Origin of the sequence: Lactobacillus sp. UMNPBX17, from assembly GCF_002553735.1 — a bacterium.
GTDB classification, from domain to species: Bacteria; Bacillota; Bacilli; order Lactobacillales; family Lactobacillaceae; genus Lactobacillus; species Lactobacillus gallinarum.
This window is the reverse complement of the sequence record NZ_PCYT01000013.1, coordinates 1-20,025: the sequence shown is the minus strand read 5'-3', so window position 1 is coordinate 20,025 and position 20,025 is coordinate 1. Positions and strand designations below refer to the sequence as shown.

The 20,025-nt window shown below is 37.2% G+C and carries 23 protein-coding genes and 1 riboswitch; of the genes, 13 read left to right on the top strand and 10 right to left on the bottom strand.

What is annotated here, in order from left to right:
- Positions 1-34: 34 nt before the first annotated feature.
- The 6 genes from CP368_RS03505 (at position 35) to CP368_RS03475 (ending at position 5,490) form a co-directional block, all read left to right on the top strand.
- A complete protein-coding gene (locus tag CP368_RS03505; protein WP_003548644.1) occupies positions 35-175 on the top strand; it encodes a hypothetical protein in 141 nt (46 codons plus the stop codon).
- A gap of 102 nt (positions 176-277) precedes the next feature.
- Complete coding sequence (locus CP368_RS03500; RefSeq protein WP_098043873.1) at positions 278-1,150, top strand: hypothetical protein; 873 nt, start codon at positions 278-280, stop codon at positions 1,148-1,150.
- Between the two features lie 131 nt (positions 1,151-1,281).
- Positions 1,282-2,589: a glycosyltransferase family 2 protein gene (locus CP368_RS03490; protein ID WP_098043872.1), complete on the top strand. Its 1,308-nt coding sequence runs from the start codon at positions 1,282-1,284 to the stop codon at positions 2,587-2,589.
- A 9-nt stretch (positions 2,590-2,598) separates the two neighbouring features.
- Entirely contained in the window at positions 2,599-3,732 is a 1,134-nt protein-coding gene (locus tag CP368_RS03485) for a glycosyl hydrolase family 8 (protein ID WP_199161205.1), read from the top strand.
- A 198-nt stretch (positions 3,733-3,930) separates the two neighbouring features.
- Positions 3,931-4,575, top strand: a complete 645-nt coding sequence (locus CP368_RS03480) for a YfbR-like 5'-deoxynucleotidase (protein WP_013436958.1) — start codon at positions 3,931-3,933, stop codon at positions 4,573-4,575.
- Positions 4,576-5,490, top strand: a complete 915-nt coding sequence (locus tag CP368_RS03475) for an HNH endonuclease (protein ID WP_087176625.1) — start codon at positions 4,576-4,578, stop codon at positions 5,488-5,490.
- A gap of 98 nt (positions 5,491-5,588) precedes the next feature.
- Here CP368_RS03475 and CP368_RS03470 read toward each other — a convergent pair whose 3' ends face one another.
- From CP368_RS03470 to CP368_RS03455, 4 genes are all read right to left on the bottom strand, one after another.
- Positions 5,589-6,521, bottom strand: coding sequence for a DUF805 domain-containing protein (locus CP368_RS03470; RefSeq protein ID WP_098043871.1), 933 nt, complete (start codon positions 6,519-6,521; stop codon positions 5,589-5,591).
- Positions 6,522-6,601: 80 nt separating this feature from the next.
- Positions 6,602-7,357, bottom strand: a complete 756-nt coding sequence (locus CP368_RS03465; RefSeq protein WP_098036530.1) for an amino acid ABC transporter ATP-binding protein — start codon at positions 7,355-7,357, stop codon at positions 6,602-6,604.
- Positions 7,357-8,970, bottom strand: a complete 1,614-nt coding sequence (locus CP368_RS03460; RefSeq protein WP_098043870.1) for an ABC transporter substrate-binding protein/permease — start codon at positions 8,968-8,970, stop codon at positions 7,357-7,359. Before CP368_RS03460 ends, CP368_RS03465 begins: the two co-directional genes overlap by 1 nt.
- Positions 8,971-9,075: 105 nt before the next feature.
- A riboswitch (Lysine riboswitch) is annotated at positions 9,076-9,249 on the bottom strand.
- A gap of 48 nt (positions 9,250-9,297) precedes the next feature.
- Positions 9,298-9,930, bottom strand: a complete 633-nt coding sequence (locus CP368_RS03455) for a DNA-3-methyladenine glycosylase (RefSeq protein ID WP_087176622.1) — start codon at positions 9,928-9,930, stop codon at positions 9,298-9,300.
- Positions 9,931-9,999: 69 nt separating this feature from the next.
- Here CP368_RS03455 and CP368_RS03450 point away from each other — a divergent pair, with 69 nt between their 5' ends.
- On the top strand, positions 10,000-10,362 hold the full coding sequence (locus tag CP368_RS03450; RefSeq protein ID WP_087176621.1) for a DUF488 domain-containing protein: 363 nt from the start codon (positions 10,000-10,002) through the stop codon (positions 10,360-10,362).
- A 37-nt stretch (positions 10,363-10,399) separates the two neighbouring features.
- On the opposite strand, the gene CP368_RS03445 is transcribed toward CP368_RS03450, so the two are convergent.
- The 3 genes from CP368_RS03445 to CP368_RS03435 are packed head-to-tail and all read right to left on the bottom strand — an operon-like array spanning position 10,400 to position 12,447.
- Complete coding sequence (locus tag CP368_RS03445; RefSeq protein WP_025005608.1) at positions 10,400-11,188, bottom strand: TerC family protein; 789 nt, start codon at positions 11,186-11,188, stop codon at positions 10,400-10,402.
- A complete protein-coding gene (locus CP368_RS03440) occupies positions 11,175-11,693 on the bottom strand; it encodes a methylated-DNA--[protein]-cysteine S-methyltransferase (RefSeq protein WP_025005607.1) in 519 nt (172 codons plus the stop codon). Before CP368_RS03440 ends, CP368_RS03445 begins: the two co-directional genes overlap by 14 nt.
- A 49-nt stretch (positions 11,694-11,742) precedes the next feature.
- Positions 11,743-12,447, bottom strand: coding sequence for an NAD-dependent protein deacylase (locus CP368_RS03435; RefSeq protein ID WP_098043869.1), 705 nt, complete (start codon positions 12,445-12,447; stop codon positions 11,743-11,745).
- A gap of 91 nt (positions 12,448-12,538) precedes the next feature.
- Here CP368_RS03435 and CP368_RS03430 point away from each other — a divergent pair, with 91 nt between their 5' ends.
- Entirely contained in the window at positions 12,539-13,018 is a 480-nt protein-coding gene (locus CP368_RS03430; RefSeq protein ID WP_098043868.1) for a hypothetical protein, read from the top strand.
- Here the strand turns inward: CP368_RS03430 and cls are convergent.
- Together cls and CP368_RS03420 are read right to left on the bottom strand one after the other, a co-directional pair.
- Complete coding sequence (gene cls, locus CP368_RS03425) at positions 13,013-14,470, bottom strand: cardiolipin synthase (protein WP_087176617.1); 1,458 nt, start codon at positions 14,468-14,470, stop codon at positions 13,013-13,015. The genes CP368_RS03430 and cls overlap by 6 nt on opposite strands.
- Positions 14,471-14,491: 21 nt before the next feature.
- Entirely contained in the window at positions 14,492-15,418 is a 927-nt protein-coding gene (locus tag CP368_RS03420) for an alpha/beta hydrolase (RefSeq protein WP_098043867.1), read from the bottom strand.
- An 87-nt stretch (positions 15,419-15,505) separates the two neighbouring features.
- On the opposite strand from CP368_RS03420, the gene CP368_RS03415 reads away from it, so the two are divergent.
- The gene (locus tag CP368_RS03415; RefSeq protein WP_087176616.1) at positions 15,506-16,264 is read left to right on the top strand and encodes a ribonuclease H family protein; all 759 of its coding nucleotides are present in this window, start codon (positions 15,506-15,508) and stop codon (positions 16,262-16,264) included.
- A 45-nt stretch (positions 16,265-16,309) separates the two neighbouring features.
- Here CP368_RS03415 and CP368_RS03410 read toward each other — a convergent pair whose 3' ends face one another.
- Positions 16,310-17,254, bottom strand: coding sequence for a DUF1002 domain-containing protein (locus tag CP368_RS03410; RefSeq protein WP_025005601.1), 945 nt, complete (start codon positions 17,252-17,254; stop codon positions 16,310-16,312).
- Positions 17,255-17,412: 158 nt separating this feature from the next.
- Here CP368_RS03410 and CP368_RS03405 point away from each other — a divergent pair, with 158 nt between their 5' ends.
- The 4 genes from CP368_RS03405 to CP368_RS03390 form a co-directional block, all read left to right on the top strand.
- Positions 17,413-18,228, top strand: a complete 816-nt coding sequence (locus CP368_RS03405) for a glycosyltransferase family 2 protein (RefSeq protein WP_098043866.1) — start codon at positions 17,413-17,415, stop codon at positions 18,226-18,228.
- An 11-nt stretch (positions 18,229-18,239) separates the two neighbouring features.
- Positions 18,240-18,896, top strand: coding sequence for an alpha/beta fold hydrolase (locus CP368_RS03400; RefSeq protein WP_025005599.1), 657 nt, complete (start codon positions 18,240-18,242; stop codon positions 18,894-18,896).
- Between the two features lie 18 nt (positions 18,897-18,914).
- Complete coding sequence (locus tag CP368_RS03395) at positions 18,915-19,553, top strand: NAD(P)H-binding protein (protein WP_087176613.1); 639 nt, start codon at positions 18,915-18,917, stop codon at positions 19,551-19,553.
- Between the two features lie 168 nt (positions 19,554-19,721).
- Positions 19,722-20,025: helix-turn-helix domain-containing protein (locus CP368_RS03390; protein WP_158227420.1), on the top strand; the 304-nt coding region annotated here is incomplete at its 3' end.

Below are 20,025 nucleotides of genomic sequence, written 5' to 3'. Positions count from 1 at the left end.
TAGATTTTCGAAAATCTGAAAGGAAGTATAGCATATGCGTAAAGGTGAAAATTACAACACTGGTTGTGAACCAAACCAAAGACCTAAGAACAAGAGAAACGCAAAGAAGCGTGTTGCTCACGTAGCAGCAGTTGTTGCTTTCTTGAACAAGGCCGCAAAAGACGAAAACAAGTAATTTCGTTTTTTAAAATTAAGAAACAGAGGAGGGCTACTAAGAGATCGTTAGATTTGTTAGTAGCCTTTTTTCATGCAATGGGAATTTTGAGAAGGTTAGGTTATGAATAAAAAATATATTAGACTAGTATATTTTGCACTGCTGGCAGCACTGCTGGCAGCACTGCTTTTTCCAATTATTACATTTTGGCTAGCGGATTCTTTCCAAATTAACGTGATTAACGGTTTGTTAATGATTTTTGTATTAGCAATCTTCGTTGGCCTATTTTCAGCTAGATACTTAGTTAGTTGGCTGATTATTATTTTGACTACAGTTGCAGTTGCTTTTTTGCTGCTGGGGTATGTGGTAATGGCAAGTACTGAAAAGACATTCTTGATTATTGCCTTTCCGGTTGAAGCAATTTTATTAAGTGTGGTGCGACACCATATTTTGGACTGGAGTATTGTCTTTGGTCGTGAAAGCGATGCTAAGCGCTTGATAGGCCACTATGATTTAAACGTGAAGCTGCAGACTTATTACAATGCAAGTAAACTTTATGAAGATTATCTGAGAAAGATGAAACGTTACCCTGACATGAATATTTGGGTTAATGCGGAATTGATCAGTTGGGCACATCACCAACAAGTCGAAGAGCACCATCCACAATATCATGCCAAGTTATTACGTGAGATTGCCAAGATTTTAAAGGAGACACGCCTAAGATGCGAGTTTATCTATTACACTGGCGATGGTAAATTCTTGATCCTTTCACCTAGAGTTACAGATGAGATGTATAAGGAATTAGATGAGCAAGCTTACATTGCTTTGCAAAAATTGGATACCGGAATTCCGTTGATGCTTAAGGTAGCAACTCAGAAAGTAAACTTGCAAAACTGTGAAAAGTTTTCTGATCTGGACAAGCTCTTTAAGCATTTGGAACGAGGCCTAGAAACAGATATCATTGTGGAATATTTGAAGGCTGATCAAAATGACTAATTGGTTTTACTTTTTGGCAGTTGGCATTACGTTGATTTTTAGCATCTGTTTTTTCATCATTTTCTTTTGTACATTAAAAATTTTAAGTAATGTGAACCAGACTTTGATTAAATCGAAGAGGAAGAATGACAATGAGTGATGTAATGCAGATAATTACGTTGATTTCGATTTGGCTATCGCTGCTCATGTCGATGATTACTCTAAGTGGGGCAATTGCATTTTGGCTAAGGCACAGCAAGGTTTTAGTTAAAATCACACCGCTTCCTCGTTATCCTAAAGTGACGATCGTTGTCCCAGCCCATAACGAAGAATTGGTAATTAAAAATACGGCGACAGCAATTTTGAATCTTAATTATCCTAAGGATAAATTAGAAGTCTTATTTTACGCGGATAACTGTGAGGACCATACTGCTGATGTTCTAGACAGTGTTTTAGCAGAAGAAAGGTTTAAAAATCGTAACGCTAAAGTAATTAGACGAACTGGTACCGGTGGTAAGGCCGGAGTTTTAAACGATGCCTTGAAAATTGCTCACGGTGAATACCTAGGCGTTTATGATGCGGATGCCATGCCTGAAAGCAATGCGCTGTACTTTTTAGTTCGAAAAGTGTTGGAAAATCCTAAGCGTTATATGGCGGCTTTTGGTAGAAATAAAACGCGTAACGCTAAGCAGAACTTTTTAACTAGATGTATCAACCAAGAGATCGTTGTAACGCAGCGAATTCAACACTGCGGTATTTGGCAATTATTCAAAATTGGCCGAATTCCAGGTACTAATTTCATTATTAATAAAGAATATGTAGAATCAATCGGTGGCTGGCGTAATGGTGCCTTGACCGAAGATACCGATATTTCCTTTAAGATTATGGGCTCAGGCAAATTGATTGCACTGGCTTATAACTCTGAAGCTTTCCAGCAAGAACCAGAAAGATTGAAGGACTATTACTTCCAGCGTTTGCGCTGGGCTAAAGGCAACTACGAAGTGGTCATCAACAACTTCAAGCACTTGTTTGATCGAAGCAATTGGCGCGTAAAACTAGAAACGTTTTATTACTCATGTACTTTCTTCTGGTTTAATGCCGCAATTATTTTGTCTGACATTATTTTCTTAGCCAATGTGATTGCAATGATCGTCCACATTTGGCAGCCAGGAGTGCAATTGCCATTCACAATTACTTCAAGCAACATCTTGCTGGCACAGATTTTGTTGCTTAATTGGCTACTGATGATTTTGCTTTATATTTTGCAAATTTATGCGGCCATGTGTACGCAGTTTGGTCAGGCAACTACTGGGCAAATTTGGCTAGCCTTGGCCTCATATTTCTCATATTCGCAATTGTTTATCGTAGTTTCCGTTCATGCAGTATGTTCAGTTACGGCCGATAGATTGTTCCACCGTGATAGTACTAAGTGGGTTAAGACGAAGAGATTTGCCGATTAAGGAAGAAAAATGAAGAGACTAAATCATAATCATCATTTATCCCTGTATTTTATAGTTATTATCGCTATTTTTTCAGGGATTATGGCATATGTACGATTGCAAAACGGTAGCCAATTGCGCCACAATTTTTATAGACAATGGCACGAAGATTACGTTGTTAAAGTTAATAAACAAGAGAGTTTTATTGATACGACGCCAAAAACAAAAACCAGAACCGCGCTATCTGAAGGGCAAGGCTACGGCATGTATATTGCTGTTTTGTCTGCTAAAAGAAAGTGGAGCAAGAAAGAATATTTTGATCAACTGAATAATTTTTATCTCAAGCACCGCGAAACGATTAATAAAGACAAGACAGCATTAATGTCTTGGCGTGCCGTTGAAAATAATGGTCACTGGACGATTAATAAAAATAGTGCCACAGACGGTGACTTATTTATTGCCCAGGCATTATTACTAGCCAGCAAGCAGTGGCATGATGATAAGTATCAAAAAGAAGCGCATGCCATTTTGCAAGATATTTTGCGCTATGAGTACAATCCTGATACTGAAACGCTGACTGTCGGAGACTGGGCTGATTCGAAGTCCAAGTACTACAATTTAATGCGGACTTCTGATGTGATGCCGGAATTCTTCGACAACTTTTATCAAGAAACAGATGATAAGCGCTGGCTCGTGATCAAAAATACGATGCTTAAGCGACTTAACCAGCTCAGTCATCAAAATAAAACTGGCTTAGTGCCTGATTTTGCTTGGGTAAGCAAAAATGACGCCAAACCGGTTAAGCCCAAGACTATTTCAACAGAAAATGATGGCTACTATTCTGCTAATGCTTGTCGTGTTCCGATGATGTTGGCGGGATGCAATGATCGCTCAGCACAGAACACTTTAAAGAGGATGCTTAAATTCTTTAGTAAGCAAAACACCATAACAGCAGGCTATACTCTAAAAGGCAAGCCATTAAACAAGTACCAGTCTGCCAGCTTCAGTGCACCGATTTTCGATGCCGTATCGTTCAATCGAAATGAAGGCTATGACGATTTGTTCATGTCTCAGCAGTATATTTTTGCGCGTCATTTACCGCGAAATAATTATTATGATGCCGCATTGACGACAATGGCTGCTTTAGATGCTGATAAGCTATAAAAAAATCCCACAAAAGTGGGACTTTTTTTATTTTTGTTTTTATTTATTCACTTGTTCTTGCATCCCGGCAAATGCTCGTCGCAAAGCTAGGATACCGACCATTATGGCAGCTATATTTGCATCTTATTTTGATTTTTGATAACATAGTAAAAATTTTTAAACATTTTTAGCAATAAATTTTTAAGAGGAGGACAAAAAATGGGATTAAATGCATACATTCAAGGTTTTAACAGTTTAGAGTCAATCGATCGTGCACCAGGTTACTTCAAGTACCACCACCACTCAGTAGCTGATCACTGCTTCAGAACGGCTGAACTCGCACAAATGATGGGTGATATCGAAGAAGTTCACGGCAATAAGAAGATCAATTGGAAGGCCCTTTACGAAAAGAGTTTGAATCACGATTATACTGAACGTTTCATCGGTGATATTAAGACACCGGTTAAATACGCTACTCCTCAACTTAGAAAGATGATTGGTGACGTTGAAGAAACAATGACCACCAAGTTCATTAAGGATGAGATTCCAGAAGAATTTCAAGAAATTTATACTAAACGTCTCTCAGAAGGCAAAGATGATACTTTAGAGGGTAAAATTTTATCAATCTGTGATAAATTAGATTTGTTATATGAAGCTTATGGAGAAATCGAATTAGGTAATCCGAACCCGGTTTATATGCAAATGTTCAAGGAAAGTCTTGAAACGATCAAGAAGTTCGACGATTTAGTTTGCGTACAATACTTTATTAAGAAAATTTTGCCAGATCTTTTTAAAGGTGATTTCGCGGGAAAGGATAAGATGCAACGAATAGCTTTTAGCATTCTATTGTTAGGGGATGATTAGGTGAAATTTCAATGTAGTTCATGCGGGCTACGCATGGACTCTTTGCATTTTAAGCAAGAGGGGTTAATGAATCCTAAGTTGACCAGTATTTGCGACATTTGTATCACGCGCAACCTGAATCCGGAAGATTACGCAAATGATGCGGTCGCAACTTTTGCTCAAAGCTTGCTTTACACGTTTGTCGGTGCAAAGAAACAAGATCAATCAGGTTTTATTGTGAAAAATAAAAAGGACCGTAAAAAATACGAGGCCTTTTTACAAGATTATGATGGCAATGAAATCGCCCGCCAACAGATTAAAAGGTCTGATTTGAATTTGGCGGTAATTAAAAGCGAAGATGGCAAGCTTAATTATGTGCCTAACCAAGGCGTAACTTTTGAGCAAAATTTAAAGGGAATGGATTTGGAGATCAATTTCCAGTTAAACGAAGTTGATTTTATTGATCGTGAACGCATTCGGGCCAAGTATAAATACCGTTGTCAATATTGCGGCAGACGTGGCCGCAGCGTAGATCATAAGGATCCTGTTTCTCTTAGTCACAACAACAGCTTAGATAATTTAACTTTAGCTTGTGCGGAATGCAACCGAATTAAGTCGGATATGCCTTATAAGTTGTTTATTCAACTGAATGATCAAATTTCTGAGATCAATAAAAAGCTAGTTAAGTATGAAGATGCGCTGGGTACTTTGAGAGAAGAATTTGAGCATCGTCGGCGCTATTTAGCGGCTCAAGTACACCTTAAGGGTGTGATCAATGATCCTGAGCTAAATGCGATTAGAAAGCAAAATAAGAGCTTACAGGATGCCATTGATAGTTTACAAAGTGATTATGATGATTTGCGTCAAACGCGCAAGACGTATTTTGATACGGGCTGGAAATTAGCTCGCATTAAGGAAAATAAGGATATTATTTAAAACGTAAAAAAGCGCTATTTTTTGTAAACTCAATTCAAAATAGAAAATGAGTTTTAAAAAGATCATCCCCATATAGGAATGATCTTTTTAATTTTGATCTATCTAATTCGATCTTCTGGATCAAATAAATATTTGTCCCATTTAACTTCATTTTGGACAGTAGGGTGGAAGAGCAAGAATGCTAGCAACAGTTGACCAACGTAAGGAATTACGCCCAGCCACCACCAACCACCGTTAAAGCCTGCGTCGTGCAGACGACGAACAGTGTGACCTAATTGTGCTAAAAAGGCCCAAATAGCTGCTGCAATAAAGAAAATAATAAAAATGATGAAGATTACACCGATTACCTTGGCATCGCCAGAATCAAATTCAGTAACGCTGAAAGGAGCTAAAAGCATGAAAGCAAGTAGGTAACAAGCAAGTACGCCGATTGTCATGATAACATGGCTAATTGCAGTACCTACCCAGAATGAGGTTCTAGTAGATCTAGCATCCCACTTGAAGCAGTCAAAGAAGTGTTCCTTCAAGATTTGACCAATAGTTGGTATAGGAACATTACTTTTTGCGCCGTCCTCAGGATAATCTTGATCGCTGAACAAGTACTTGCCCCATTTAACCTTGTGTTGGACAGATGGCTGAAGTGCTAAGTAAAACATAAACATTGTGCCATAACCAGTGAAGGTAGCCCAGTACCAGTAGCCGCTGTAGCCAACGTCATGCAAACGACGGATCATTTGACCAAGGCCAGCTAGAAATACCCAGACATAGATAGCAATCGCAACAACAGCGTCGATTACTCTGATACCTGGATTAAGGCCCTCATTGAAAGCATAGAAGCCAACTACAATAGCTAAAATGGCAATAATGAAGTTGGTTAAGACGCTCCACCAGTAGGACTTACGAGTGGTTCTTGCGCTCCAATCGAAGGGATGCAAGTAGGTTTCGTTTAAAATTTGACCAAAACTTTCTGCTGGTGGTTTTGGTAAATCTTCATCATACGATTTGACGAAGTAATACACTCTTTCATTCATAAATATTCCTCCAATTAATTTTTTATTAATTATAAACTAAAAAAGCAGGGAAGTAATCAAACTTCTCTGCTTTTAAAATTTTAAAAGTCCATTTTTCTGAAGTTACTCAGGAACTTTTGTGTCTTTTCATTCTTTGGATGATCAAAGATTTGATCAGGTGAACCTTGTTCAGTAATGATACCGTCACTGATGAACAATACACGGTCTGAAATGCTCTTGGCAAAGCCCATTTCGTGGGTAACGATCACCATCGTCAAACCGGTTGTAGCAAGCTTTTGCATAACGTCTAATACTTCGCCAACCATTTCTGGGTCAAGGGCACTAGTTGGTTCGTCGAACAATAAAACTTCTGGATTCATTGAAATCGCACGGGCAATAGCAACACGCTGTTGTTGACCACCAGATAATTGTTGTGGTTTAGCCTTGATAAATGGATCCATACCAACCTTTTTAAGGTTCTCCATAGCAATCTTACGTGCTTCGTCTTTTGAACGCTTGAGGACCAATTCTTGGCCGATCATGCAGTTTTCCAAAACATTCTTGTTTTCGAATAAGTCGAATTGCTGGAATACCATGCCGACCTTGGATCTAAAGGTATTACGGTTGTAACCAGGTGCCAAAATGTTTTCATCGTGGAAATCGATCTCGCCACCAGTAGGTTCTTCGAGCAAGTTGATGCAGCGAAGGGTAGTAGACTTACCACCACCGGAAGGACCAATGATGGTCACGATCTCGCCTTTGTTGATATCGAAAGAAATGTCCTTCAATACCTTGTGAGCCCCATAGGACTTTTGCATATGCTTTAAACTTAAAATTACTTCGTTTGATTCAGTCATTAATTGTTTGCCTCCGCATCTTTTGGAGTACCAACTTGAACTTGGTTAGCCATCAAGTTGTAGTTCTTTTTACCTTCAAGTTTCTTTTCAATAAAGTTGAAGATTCTGGTAATAGTAAATGTCAAAATTAAGTAGATTGCCGAAATCATTAAGTAAGTTGGGAAGAACTTGAATGATTGACTGGCAATAGTAGTACCAACGAAGAACAATTCAGAAACTGAGATGATACTCAATACTGAAGTATCCTTGATGTTAACGATAAATTCGTTGGTGATTGATGGTAAACAGTTTCTAATAGCTTGAGGCAAGATGATATGCCACATTCTTTGGTTGTGAGTCATACCAAGTGCACTAGCTGCTTCAAATTGTCCTTCTGGAGTAGAAATAATACCACCACGGATAACTTCGGCAAGGTAGGCACCAGTATTGATTGAAACAATGATTAAAGCGGCAATAGTTCTGTTTAAGTTTAAGTGCCAGAATTGAGCAATACCGTAGTAAATTACAGCGGCCTGAACCATCATTGGAGTACCACGGAAAATTTCAACGTAAACTGATAATAACCATTTTACGAAGTTTAAAGCCCAACGCTTACCGCGAGTAGTTGGGGTAGGGATGGTACGAACGATACCTACAAGCAAACCGATAAAGAAACCAACAATAGTACCAACTAAGGCTAAAAGTAAAGTCATACCAATACCGGACATGATCATGCCGCCGTATTGCTTCCAAGTAGTTACTAACCAGTTTTCCTTCTTAGTTTGGTTACCAGCCTTAGGTTGTTCCTTAACGGCTTGTGACATCAATTGTTCACGCTTTTTGTTAGAAATAGTTCTTAAAGTAGCGTTAACTTCGTTAAGTAATTTAGTGTTGCCCTTTTTAACACCAATACTAGTTACGGAATCATCATGATCAACGTGGAAACCAGCCATCTTGTTCAAGTTAACGGCAATGATGTTAGGGTTAACGCTGTGGTAACTTTCGAATTCGATGTCTTCTGCAACATAACCATCGATGGTACCAGAAGCTAAACTTTGACGCATGGCTGAGAAGTCACGCATAGCTGGTTCACGCTTAGCACCCTTTAATTGCTTGATTAAATCGTAGTGCAAAGTACCTTGTTGAGCAGTTAACTTAGCACCCTTAAAATCAGATAATTTCTTAGCATTTGAGTATTTACTTGCTTTATTGGTAATAACAACGAAAGTACTCTTTCTGTATGGCTCTGAAAAGTTGATAGCCTTACGTCTTTCAGCAGTAGGACTCATACCAGCGATGATTAAATCAATTTTGCCGGAAGTTAAAGCAGGTAATAAACCATCCCATTGAGTCTTTTCAACCACAACTTTTTTGTGAAGTCTCTTACCAATAATTTTGGCGATTTGAACGTCATAACCATTTGCATAAGAATTTGAGCCATCAATTGGCACAGCACCGTTTGTCTTCTTAGGTTGAGTCCAATTGTATGGTGGATAGTTAGCTTCCATACCTATTTTTAATACGCTGGAATCTTTTTTAGCAGCTTGAGTCTCGCGGCTGTTAAAGCTGAATCCAATAAATAAACCGATCAGGATTGTTAGTAATGCTGCAATCCATCTAAATCTTGACTTCAATGAAAAACCCTCCAATGTTTTCAACATAAAGCCAATACAATAAAGCGTAAATAAAAACCTCGGTGCTTCATCAGCAACGAGGTCATAATCATCAGTATTAAAACCAAATCTTATAGCGCTCCCTGGGGACTAACCAGGACAGTCTATAGAATATTGTTCTATAGCCCAACAGATCAACACGCGAATGTTAAATCCATTTCGGCGGCAGCCCTAAGATAACCTTCATTGTCTTCGCGGACTCTGAATTATCTTGTGGTTGTCGCAACCTCTATTGCATTGGAAAATTATTTAACTATGGAAAGATAATAAAAGAAAAATTAAAATATGTCAAGTCCATCCATTATTTTTAGCATAATTTCTCTTTTTCATATCTGAAACGTAAGGATTTCCAGCTACGTAATAACGTAGTTTTTTATTAGCCCAAATAGGATCAGATTGATTAATACCCACGCGTTTATCTGCAATAATCTCTTGGGCAGGTTTTCTGTGTTTGTCTTCAAGATCAATTATAAATGGAGAATCAGAAAGAAAATGCAAATTCCAATTCTTGTCGTGTATTCCAAAAGCCTGCATCATTTTGGCTGGGCCATTAGTAAGCAAAACGCCGCTTTTGCCGTTTCTGTTTTTAATCATAGTATCAATTCCCCAAACAGGTTCAATTGCTCTGATAAGAATCCCTTGTGGTTCATTTTCTTCTTGACAGGCAACATCAAAAAAGAAATATTGTCTTTGTGCGTAGATATAAATGGTGCCGCCGCGGCGGTAAAGTCCTTCGTTAGCGGGACTGCGATGACCGCCATAAGAGTGGGCTGCACGATCATCTTTGCCCATGTACGCTTCAGCCTCGACAATATAGCCACCTAATTTTTCTTTTCCCTCATTATAAATAAGAGGTCGTCCAATTAAATCGTGTGTAATTTCATCAGTTGGACGATTAGTAAAGTAATTTGTGTAGTTCATTTAACGCCTTTCTGGTTTAAATTTTTTAATCTTAGTTATAGACTAATCTAAAAGAGAGGATTCTTTCAAATGAGTGAAATAAAATTAGTAAGAATTTATGATCATGAGCAACCTGCTGGCTATAGAATATTAGTTGATCGTATGTGGCCACGAGGAATAAGCAAAGTTAAAGCGGCCCTGGATGAATGGGATAAGCAGATTGGACCGACAAATGATTTAAGAAAATGGTTTAATCATGAGGATGAGAAGTTCCCGGAATTTGAACAAAAGTATATTACAGAATTAGATGCCAATGATTTTATGCCTGAGTTTATCAAAACTGTACAAGAGAAATTGAAAATAGGTGATGTACTCTTTCTTTATGGGGCTAAAAATAGGGAACATAATCAAGCGGTTGTTTTGAAGAAATATGTAGAAAAGAAATTGAAGTAAATAAAGAAGCTTATCATAACAGATAAGCTTTTTTATTTTAAATATGCTTATGTCCATGACGTTTAACACGCCAGAAGTGGAAAAGAATAGTCAAAGTTAAAATAGTAAAAACAATGATGGCGAAAACCATGTTTGGTAATTCAAAACGAAGAGGTGGAAGTGCTAAAAGTAATTTTAAGGCGATAATCCCAATTAATAGATAAGCCATTGGCTGTAATTCAGGGATGATATCCATTAATTTAATAATTATTTCGGCAACCCCTCTCATGCAGAGAATACCGATCATTCCACCGATTAAAACTACGACAGGATTACTTGAGACAGCTAATGCCGCCAGAACTGAGTCGATAGAAAATACGATATCCATGGATTCAATTGAGATAACCGTTCGCCAGAATAAAGACAAAACGTGTTTCTTCTTTTTCTTTCCTTTATGGTGAGCGGCCTCACGCTCTTCCTTTTCTTTTTCACGTTCAGCGGCTTGTTTAGGGTGACGCTGATCATAGAAAAACTTAAAAGCTAGGTAGAATAAATAAATACTACCAGCTAATTTAATTTCCCAAAAATGAATTAAATATGTTCCAATTCCGATAACAATAAAGCGGAAAAGGTAGGCACCCCATAAACCATATAATAATGATTTTTCCTTTTCTGCTTTTGTAGGCAACACTTGTGTTTGTGCTGCTAAAACTACGGCATTGTCAACGGAAAGCAAACATTCCATTAAAATCAGGGTTAGGATAATCATCCAATCTTTACCACTGGTTAAAACATGAGCCCAGTTGCCTAGGTCAAAAAATGGGGCATACATTTTAAAGATTGCCATGCATATGACTCTTTTCTAAATCAATTAACCTAACTTTTTCTTTTTGTCCTAGACGATAAGTTCCCACTTGATTATTGGAGAGAATAACTCTGTGGTCTGGAATAAAAATCAAAACAGGATTTAACGCTACCGCATGTGCTACTGCGCGTGCAGAAGTAGCGTTAGGTAATGATGTTGCAATATCACCGTAACTGGCTGTAAAACCATATGGAAGATTTTGCACAACTTGTAATGTTTTTCTTTGGAATTCAGTGCCAAATTCAGAAATATCAATCGGAACATCAAACTTTTTTCTTGTTCCAGCGAAATATTCTTTTAATTGTTCAATATATGGAGCTAATTTTTTAGGATCATGTACAAGCATTCGGTGAGGATAAAAGCTAAAAATGGGAGAAACGCTTTTGTCACCTTTGAGCCCTACGTAAGTCAAACCAAATATGGAAGCTGTTAAAAAGTAAGTCCATGGTTTGATCGTCACATAATCATAATAAAAAACCTCTGCCATATTTTCACCACCTACATAAATTTTCACTTTGAAAATATTAAATGTTATATTAATTCAATATTTTAAATACATCAAGAGCGTCACCAATAATTTGTTTAATTCCTGATGCAGGAATCTTAGTTTTGTTAATGGAAAAAATCTTTGCTTTCTCATTGCGATAGGCCAAAAGTTGAGCAAATGGATAAACTACAAAACTTGTCCCACAAATAATAACTAAATCAGATTTTTGCATAATTTCAACGGATTTAGTTAAAGTTTCAGGCTTAATTGATTCACCATATAGTACTATGTCTGGTCGAATAATGCCACCGCAATTTTGATGGATGTAATTTTGAGAATATTTTTCGTAAGAAATTGAATGGTGACATTTAGTACAATATATATTATATAGATTTCCATGAAACTCTGTCACGTGTTTATTTCCGGCTTTCGTATCCAAACAATCAATATTTTGGGTAATAAGATCACCTTTTTGATTGCAAATTTGAGCGATTTTTTGGTGGATTAGGTTGGGTTTAGCGTCTGGGAAATACATATTATTCATTACAAATTGGTAGAAAAATTCTGGACGGTTGTAAAGAGTGCTTTCACTAAGAATATTTTCCGGACTTTCTTGCACGCCGTTATAAATCCCATTTTTTGAACGATAATCAGGAATGCCTGAATGAGTTGAGACACCTGCGCCGGTTAAAAAAACGATGTGGTTTGCTTTATCAATTTCTTGTTGCAATTCTATTAAATCAGATTTTTTCATAGTTTATGCCTCTGTTCTATAATCTGTTTGTTTAATTATGAATCCTGTCTTTGTTATAATTAAAAGAAATAAATTTTTTGAGGGGATTTTTATGGCTTATATGTCTTATTTTTACATTGTAGTTAATATATTGATGCTAGCTTATGCTTGCTACAGTTGGTATTGGCAAGCTAAAGTAGAATTTCGTGGACACTATCGTATCTCCTCAATCGTTTGGGCAATTATTTTTATTTGGTTAGGTTTTACCTGGAACTACATTGAAAAAGGTGATCCAGGTTTAAACGTATTTTTAGCCTTATTCTTGTTAATTAGCATAGTTGATGGTTTTTCAGGTTTTAGTCCTAAAAAAATGGTGGTTTCAGGTTACTTTAAGCGAACGGTTAAGTACGATGAAATCTCTAGTGTCACATTAATTAATGTCCCTAATCCTAAAAAGCCATTAGTAATGGCCATTTTTAGAACTAACAATAATAAGGCATATATGATGCGGTTTCGGATTCAAGCTAACGAAGTTATTGCCGCATTGCAAAAATATATAGGTAAAAATATTCCCGTTGAAATCCAATCATAAGATTGGGGAAAGCATCCGTGAAAAACTTTGCAAGGTTCGTAATATACGACCTTGCTTTTTTATTTCCTCGTGAGTAAGCAAGTGAGATTTTTTCATATCTGCTTCAAAAACTTCGATCATTTTTTTAGTAAATTTTTTATCATAGAAAATGGCATTGTCTTCAAAGTTAAGATCATATGAACGATAATCTTGATTCATCGAACCAACGGTAGAAAAATAATCATCGATGATAGTAGTCTTCGCATGTAAGAAGCCGTCTTCATAAATATAAATTTTTACGCCGCAGCGTGTAAGCTCATTGGCATACCATTGAGAAGCCCGGTAAATAAAAGGGTGATCGGGCTTGCACGGGATCATGATTCTCACATCGACACCAGACATAGCGATAGTTTGCCATGTGGCAAAGACGGCATCGTCAGGAATTAAGTAAGGTGTTTGAATCCATAATCTTTTTCTCGCTAGCTGCATTAAGCGCATCATACCGTTACGCATATAGGGAATATAACGGTCAGGGCCATCAGAAATGATCTGTGTAGCAACATCTCCGCGATGGATCTTTTTTTCATCAAGATCAGGGAAAAGCGTATCGTTAAAGCGAATAATTTGTTCAGGACGTTTGATAGAAGCGTTCCAGTCCATCACGAATCGCTCTTGCAATAACAAAGAAGCAGAGCCGACGATGCGCACCTGACTATCACGCCAATGACCAAATTTCTTTTTCCTTCCTAAGTATTGATCACCGATATTGAAGCCACCAGTCCAGGAAATACGCCCATCGATTACAACAATCTTACGGTGCAAATGATAGTTAATTCGATATCTAGTGATCATATTTCTGGAAGTAATAAAAGGCAAAACCTCTCCGCCGGCTTTGCGTAATTGATCAAACCAGGCCTTGGTTGCACCCATTGATCCCCAGGCATCATAGATAACTCGTACTTTTACACCTTGTTTAGCCTTTTGGATTAAAAGTTGTAAAACGCGGTTACCAATATTGTCGCTATAAAAAGTATAAAACTCTACATTGATAGTTTCCTTTGCTCGAACTATGTCTTTGAGCAAATCATGAAAGAAGGTTTCACCCTCAGTATAGAGTTCCACGTTGTTGTTTTTGGTGAGAGGCGATTCATTATTGCGGTTAAAAAAATGAATCGCGATTTCGCCTAATTTAGAAGTGTCAGAGGGGCTGACTTCTTTGGGTGCTTTGGCAATTGATTTTTGAACGTTGCGTAAGCCAATGTGGTGTTGCTTATTAATTGAAAAAATATTTTCCTGGGAAATACCCCGGCCGAAAAATGCATAAAGAGTAAGACCAACTACTGGAAAAATAAGCAAAATAATTAACCAGGCCCAAGTTGTAGAAACTGATCGCCTTCGGTGGAAAACGATGTAAAAAGCAAGGAGTGTGTTAGTAATAAAGATAATTCTGATAAAATCATGCCACCAGACCATGTTCTTCCTCCCAAATACAGTCTATTTTTTTAAATTGAGAAATTTATCAACAATATCAATAACGAATGGATTATCATGCATCCAACTATGTTCTGCATCATTTTTGCCGCGAACTTCTACTTCTTGGTAGAAATGTGCTTTAGGAGCCAAAATGTAGCGGATGCTTTTAGCTGAAACTACAGAAATAAATTTATCAGTGTTAGTGTTATCAAGAACATTGCCGTAGATATTTAGCACTGAAATATTTGAATTGAATTTTCGGCGATTAAAAAGCAAATATAAATAATGAGGATTCATGACACTAGGACGGCCATTTTCATTAAGAATATTTACGTTAGGAATATCGCCTAGATAAGTAACACCGTCAAAGGGGCCGGCAATTAACGCACATTTAATTAAATGAGGGAAAGTTTTACTAGAGGCATGCTTCATTTCCGTTCTAATGATGCAAGGACAGGCTAAGGAGTGAGCTACAGCAATATAATTTTTGAAGTGATATTTTTTAGAAAGAAAGGGTAAAACAAAGCTAAGATAATAATCAATGCCGTAAATTCCCACAATTCTTTGACGAAAGGCAACCTGTACAATAGGATGCTCATCGCCGGACCAAGTACCTTCTAATTTGAAGTTGCCTAATAAATCAACCGTAACCTTTAAAAATTTATCGGTTCTCTTATCATGCATTGCTTGATGAACCATTACATTAGTAGTGTAATCTCCACCGCGAAAGCCATGGAAGTAAATAATAGGAACTTGCTTTACTGAACTTTCTTGAATTACTGCCTTGTTTTCGATGTGTCGTTTGCGTAACTTGAGAAAGATACGTGTAGGGGCAAAGGAAGCAAGCAGACCTAATGAGATCATGTTAAACATGCTGGGTTCTTGTTTTAGATCATATTTATGGTTCTTTTCAGCCTCTTCGGCATATTTTTTGGAGTTAAAGAACATTTTTGCCACCTTCTTACATAATTCCCTATAATGAATAATAATTATATTTTAACATTGGGTAGAGATTTTTTGTTTTTGAGGTGAATCATGAAGTTTTATGCTGTAAAAAATGGTCGTGTACCAGGCGTCTACCGCACGTGGGATGATGCAAAAAAGCAGGTAGATGGTTTTTCCGGAGCAGAGTATAAGTCATTTGAAAATATTACTGATGCGACTGACTATCTAGGTTTAAACAATGGGACTCAGGGAGATATTTTGCAAAAGGGTGAAGATACCTTGCAAAATGCCATTGCCAAGATTAAACAAGAAAGTAATAGAGTAAAAAATAAGCCACAAGCTAAAAAAGTAACGGCGCATTCAACCGTAGAGTTTTTTGCAGTGACTTATACTGATGGCGGTACTCGTAATACAGGCGTATATAAGGGCGGCCATGTTAAGAAAACTGATAAAGCAGCGTGGGCTTATTTGATTGAATGGGATGATCAAGAAGTTCATGATTCAGGCGGTGAATATGGTGCAACTAACAATAAGATGGAACAGACTGCTTTGATTAATGCTTTGAAAAAACTAATTGAGCTTGGCTTTAATGAAAAGCATTTATTGTTTGTGCTAGATTCTAAGTATGTTTTAAATGCAATTAATCAGCACTGGTTAGCCGGTTGGAAGAAACGCGGTTGGAAGCGTTCTGGCGGACCTTTAAAAAATGTGGCAGAATGGCAAGAACTTGATCGTTTGCTTAAGCATTTCCCAGATAGTACATTTGAATGGACTAAAGGCCACGCCAATAATCGAGGCAATGAATTTGTGGATCATGAATTAAATCGCTATATGGACAATAAAATGTAAAAAGCATAAAAAAATACCTGATTTCAAAAAATCAGGTATTTTTGTTTACTTAAACAAACCACTGAAGAAATTGACAATGCTATCCCAAATTTGTTGGAAAAGATTGCGGTTTTCAGGAGTGTTGAATTTATTGAAGATGTTCTTAGCACCATTTTCAATTTGGTTAGAAAGCTTAGCAGCTTGGCCTTTAAAATCTCCATTCTTTAAAGCACCAGAATCACGAATTTCAATTAACAAATTAATAATTTGATTCTTTTGATTGTTGTTAATGGTGTTGCCTAAGTGATTAATATTAATTTGATTATTCACAATATCACGAATTTGGCTGTCAGAAATATTTTGTCCTTGTTTAGCCATTTCTGATTTGGCGCCAGCAACCGCATTGTTCAATTGAGCATCAGAATAACCTTTTTTGCCCTTGTTGTCTTGGGTAATGCCACTCAAAGTATTCATTTCATCTTGAGCTGCATTAACTTGTTTTTGATTTAAAGCATTACCGTTTTTAGCATATGCGGCATAAACACCGGCTAAAGCACCAGAACCATCAATCGGAATAGCACTGGTTACATAAATATTAGCATCAGTAATTCCTGCGGTTAAAGCTGCATTTTTGTATTGGTTAGCGGTAATAGTTGTGATATTGTTTTTACCGTTATAGTCTAAAATTTTAACGTTGATTCCAGAGCCACTATTTGTTTTTTGAATCATTGCACTGGACCAAACACCAGATGAAGTGGTGAAATTATCGCCAGATGGGTTTAAATATTTAACTAGGTCTGAACCAGTAACTGTAATGGTTTGATAATTGCCGCCATTTAATGGAGCAGTTAAAGTTTTCAGAGTACCTTGTTTTTGTGATTCGGTTAAAGATGTTCCCAGAGTGACCACTGGGGTGTCGTCGTCAGCGAGTACTGTCTGTTTTTTGCCAAAAGAAAGTATCGCGACAACGCTAAGCAAAATTGCCGTAATTAATGTAAGTGATTTTTTCATGATTAATCTTCTTCCTCTTCATCGAAAATATATTCTGTTTAATACGCCTCATTATACTAGAAATTTTTAAAAATTTAATAGGAGCATATTCTAAAACTTTCTTAATTTCGAACTGATTCTTAAAGATGATATAATAAGTAGCAATAAAGGGGGACATTATGTTACAAGTGCCAAAGTTAACTATTATTATGCCGGTTTATAATACGGCACAATACTTGCCACGTGCTTTCGATGCTTTGCTTAAGCAAGTTAATAAAGCATTTAAGCTAATTGTGGTTGATGATGGCTCAACTGACAATTCGGTTGAGGTAGCGCAAAGCTATGCCTCCCGTTTTCCATATTTCAAATTAATTCAAAAGGAAAATGGAGGGCCTTCTGACGCACGTAATGTTGGTATAAAGTATATCGACACGCCATATGTCACCTTTCATGATGGCGATGATTGGGTAGATCCAGGCTATACTGCATTCTTTATTAGTGCCTTTGAAGAACATCCAAATGTAAATCTTGTATCATGCGGTTATTGGATTGATTACCCTGATAAAAAAGAACGTGTTGTTGGCCACCCAGAAGGTGGATTTTTAACACGTGGTGAAACTTACCTTAAATTAACTAATGTATTTGGTTCACCAATGAAGGGATATAGCTGGAACAAAGCTTATAAAACAGCGATTATCAATAAATATCACTTAAGATTTGATCGTGATATCTCTTTATTAGAGGATCAGATTTTTAACGTTAAATATACTTCAGTAGCTAGAGGTGTGTACTATACTCAAAAGCCGTATTATCATTATTGGCAAAGAAAAGGCAGTATTATTCACCAACCTAACTTTAAGAAGGTAGCGGATAATTTTCGCGGTAATTATCGTGTATGGCACAAGATCATTAAAACTATTATGAAAGATCGTGAAGAAGAAAAGATTCGTAAAAAGCTAGATCGTTCAGCCTTGCGTGATAGTGACGCTCAATAAGAGAGGTTTTTATGAAAGAAAAAGTTAATGGCATCGAATTTTATTATCATAAACTAGGCAAAGGGGCACCTTTGCTTCTTTTACATGGTCACCATCTAGATGGGGGCATGTTTGATAAAATCGTTGCCCCACTTTCTCTTTATTACACGGTTTATGTACTCGATATGCGTGGTCATGGATTAAGTGAAGGTGATATTGCGGAACACTATCATACTGAAGTGGAAGACGTTTATGCCTTTATTAAGCAAGTAGGCATCGAAGGATGTTACTGCTTCGGTTTTGATGCAGGTGGATTAGTTGCGATGATGCTAGCTAGAAAATATCCAACAATTTTTAAGAAAATGATTGTTGCTGGGGTATTTGTTAATGGTGCCGGCATTCGTCCATACCACTACTTAACTGAAGGGTTTCACCGCTTTTTGAAGCTTGATCGTGATAGTCGTGTCGAATTAACCGAGTCCTTTATCTCTGTTGATGATTTGAAGAAAATCACGATACCAACACTTTGTGTAGTTGGAGAAAGAGATTGGGTTAAGGTGGAACACGTTCGCTGGTATAGTCAATTTATGCCCAATGCGAGATTAGTTATTATGCCACGTCAAACACACGATAGCTATGCAGTGCGTAGCCTTAAGCTATTAGATTTGATTAAAGAATTTTGTAAATAATTAAAAAGGAGAAAAATTATGGTTAAAGTTGTAGTACTTGGTGCTCACGGACAAGTAGCCCAAATTGCTGAAAGATTTTTGTTTGCAGATAAAGAAGTTCAACCTTCATTATTTTTACGTAATGCTAAGCGTATGGAAGATAAAAAGAATCAAGCTACAATCTTTGAAGGCAGCGCAACTGATGCCGCACAACTTGAAAAAGCTATGAAGGGCCAAGACATTGTTTACGCTAACTTAGGCGGCAAAGATGATATTGATCTTGAAGCAGAAGCCGTTATTGAAGCAATGAAGAATGCCCGCGTTAAGAGATTGATTTGGATTTCTACTTTGGGCATTTATGATGAAGTTCCAGGCAAGTTTGGTGAATGGAACAAGGAAACTTTAGGTGACTACATTACTGAATATGCCAAGGCTGCTAAGAGAATTGAAGAATCTGGCTTAGACTACACCATTATTCGTCCAACTTGGATGGACAATAAAGATGAAGTAGATTATGAAAAGTCTAAGAAGGGTGAACCAATCAAGGATACTGAAGTATCACGTAAGTCAGTTGCCGCATATGTTTATCATTTGATCAAGAATCCTAAAGAAGACGTTGGCGAATCAATTGGCTTAGGTAAGCCAGGTACTGAAGGAGATAAGCCTAGCTGGTATTAAAAATGTGGATCATTTTAATGAAAAACGCCCGAAAATCCCCGTATTTTAATGCGGGGATGGATAGGGCCAAGCTGACCTAGCAGTCAGCTTTTTTATTAAAAAAATAGAGACATACGTTCGACTTCCCTGTAAAATATAAATATCTAATCTACAGAAGGAGGTGAAATCATGAAAAGAATGAGCAGCTTAGCCTATCATTTTGGCGTTAAGCTTCGCTTTTATCCTAGTTCTAAGCAAAAGAAAATCATTAAGTTGAACTATGATGCGCAACGCTTTGTCTACAACTCTTATGTAGGACGCAATCGAAGCAATTATCATGCTAAGCACTACTTAGCTGTTAGACAATATCAAGCAATGCCCTTTGCTTTTTCTGCTCTTAATAGCTATGAAGCTAGGTTGGCAGAAGAAGTAGTCGCTAATAGCGAACTATTGGCTAAGCCTAAGAATATCCGCGATACTTATAGCTTTTTAC

Excerpts from the sequence above, each read along its gene's own strand:
- CP368_RS03505 (WP_003548644.1), top strand. The coding sequence starts at position 35 with ATGCGTAAAGGTGAAAATTACAACACTGGTTGTGAACCAAACCAAAGA.
- CP368_RS03500 (WP_098043873.1), top strand. The coding sequence starts at position 278 with ATGAATAAAAAATATATTAGACTAGTATATTTTGCACTGCTGGCAGCA.
- CP368_RS03490 (WP_098043872.1), top strand. The coding sequence starts at position 1,282 with ATGAGTGATGTAATGCAGATAATTACGTTGATTTCGATTTGGCTATCG.
- CP368_RS03485 (WP_199161205.1), top strand. The coding sequence starts at position 2,599 with ATGAAGAGACTAAATCATAATCATCATTTATCCCTGTATTTTATAGTT.
- CP368_RS03480 (WP_013436958.1), top strand. The coding sequence starts at position 3,931 with ATGGGATTAAATGCATACATTCAAGGTTTTAACAGTTTAGAGTCAATC.
- CP368_RS03470 (WP_098043871.1), bottom strand. The coding sequence starts at position 6,521 with ATGAATGAAAGAGTGTATTACTTCGTCAAATCGTATGATGAAGATTTA.
- CP368_RS03465 (WP_098036530.1), bottom strand. The coding sequence starts at position 7,357 with ATGACTGAATCAAACGAAGTAATTTTAAGTTTAAAGCATATGCAAAAG.
- CP368_RS03455 (WP_087176622.1), bottom strand. The coding sequence starts at position 9,930 with ATGAACTACACAAATTACTTTACTAATCGTCCAACTGATGAAATTACA.
- CP368_RS03450 (WP_087176621.1), top strand. The coding sequence starts at position 10,000 with ATGAGTGAAATAAAATTAGTAAGAATTTATGATCATGAGCAACCTGCT.
- CP368_RS03445 (WP_025005608.1), bottom strand. The coding sequence starts at position 11,188 with ATGGCAATCTTTAAAATGTATGCCCCATTTTTTGACCTAGGCAACTGG.
- CP368_RS03440 (WP_025005607.1), bottom strand. The coding sequence starts at position 11,693 with ATGGCAGAGGTTTTTTATTATGATTATGTGACGATCAAACCATGGACT.
- CP368_RS03435 (WP_098043869.1), bottom strand. The coding sequence starts at position 12,447 with ATGAAAAAATCTGATTTAATAGAATTGCAACAAGAAATTGATAAAGCA.
- CP368_RS03430 (WP_098043868.1), top strand. The coding sequence starts at position 12,539 with ATGGCTTATATGTCTTATTTTTACATTGTAGTTAATATATTGATGCTA.
- cls (WP_087176617.1), bottom strand. The coding sequence starts at position 14,470 with ATGGTCTGGTGGCATGATTTTATCAGAATTATCTTTATTACTAACACA.
- CP368_RS03420 (WP_098043867.1), bottom strand. The coding sequence starts at position 15,418 with ATGTTCTTTAACTCCAAAAAATATGCCGAAGAGGCTGAAAAGAACCAT.
- CP368_RS03415 (WP_087176616.1), top strand. The coding sequence starts at position 15,506 with ATGAAGTTTTATGCTGTAAAAAATGGTCGTGTACCAGGCGTCTACCGC.
- CP368_RS03410 (WP_025005601.1), bottom strand. The coding sequence starts at position 17,254 with ATGAAAAAATCACTTACATTAATTACGGCAATTTTGCTTAGCGTTGTC.
- CP368_RS03405 (WP_098043866.1), top strand. The coding sequence starts at position 17,413 with ATGTTACAAGTGCCAAAGTTAACTATTATTATGCCGGTTTATAATACG.
- CP368_RS03400 (WP_025005599.1), top strand. The coding sequence starts at position 18,240 with ATGAAAGAAAAAGTTAATGGCATCGAATTTTATTATCATAAACTAGGC.
- CP368_RS03395 (WP_087176613.1), top strand. The coding sequence starts at position 18,915 with ATGGTTAAAGTTGTAGTACTTGGTGCTCACGGACAAGTAGCCCAAATT.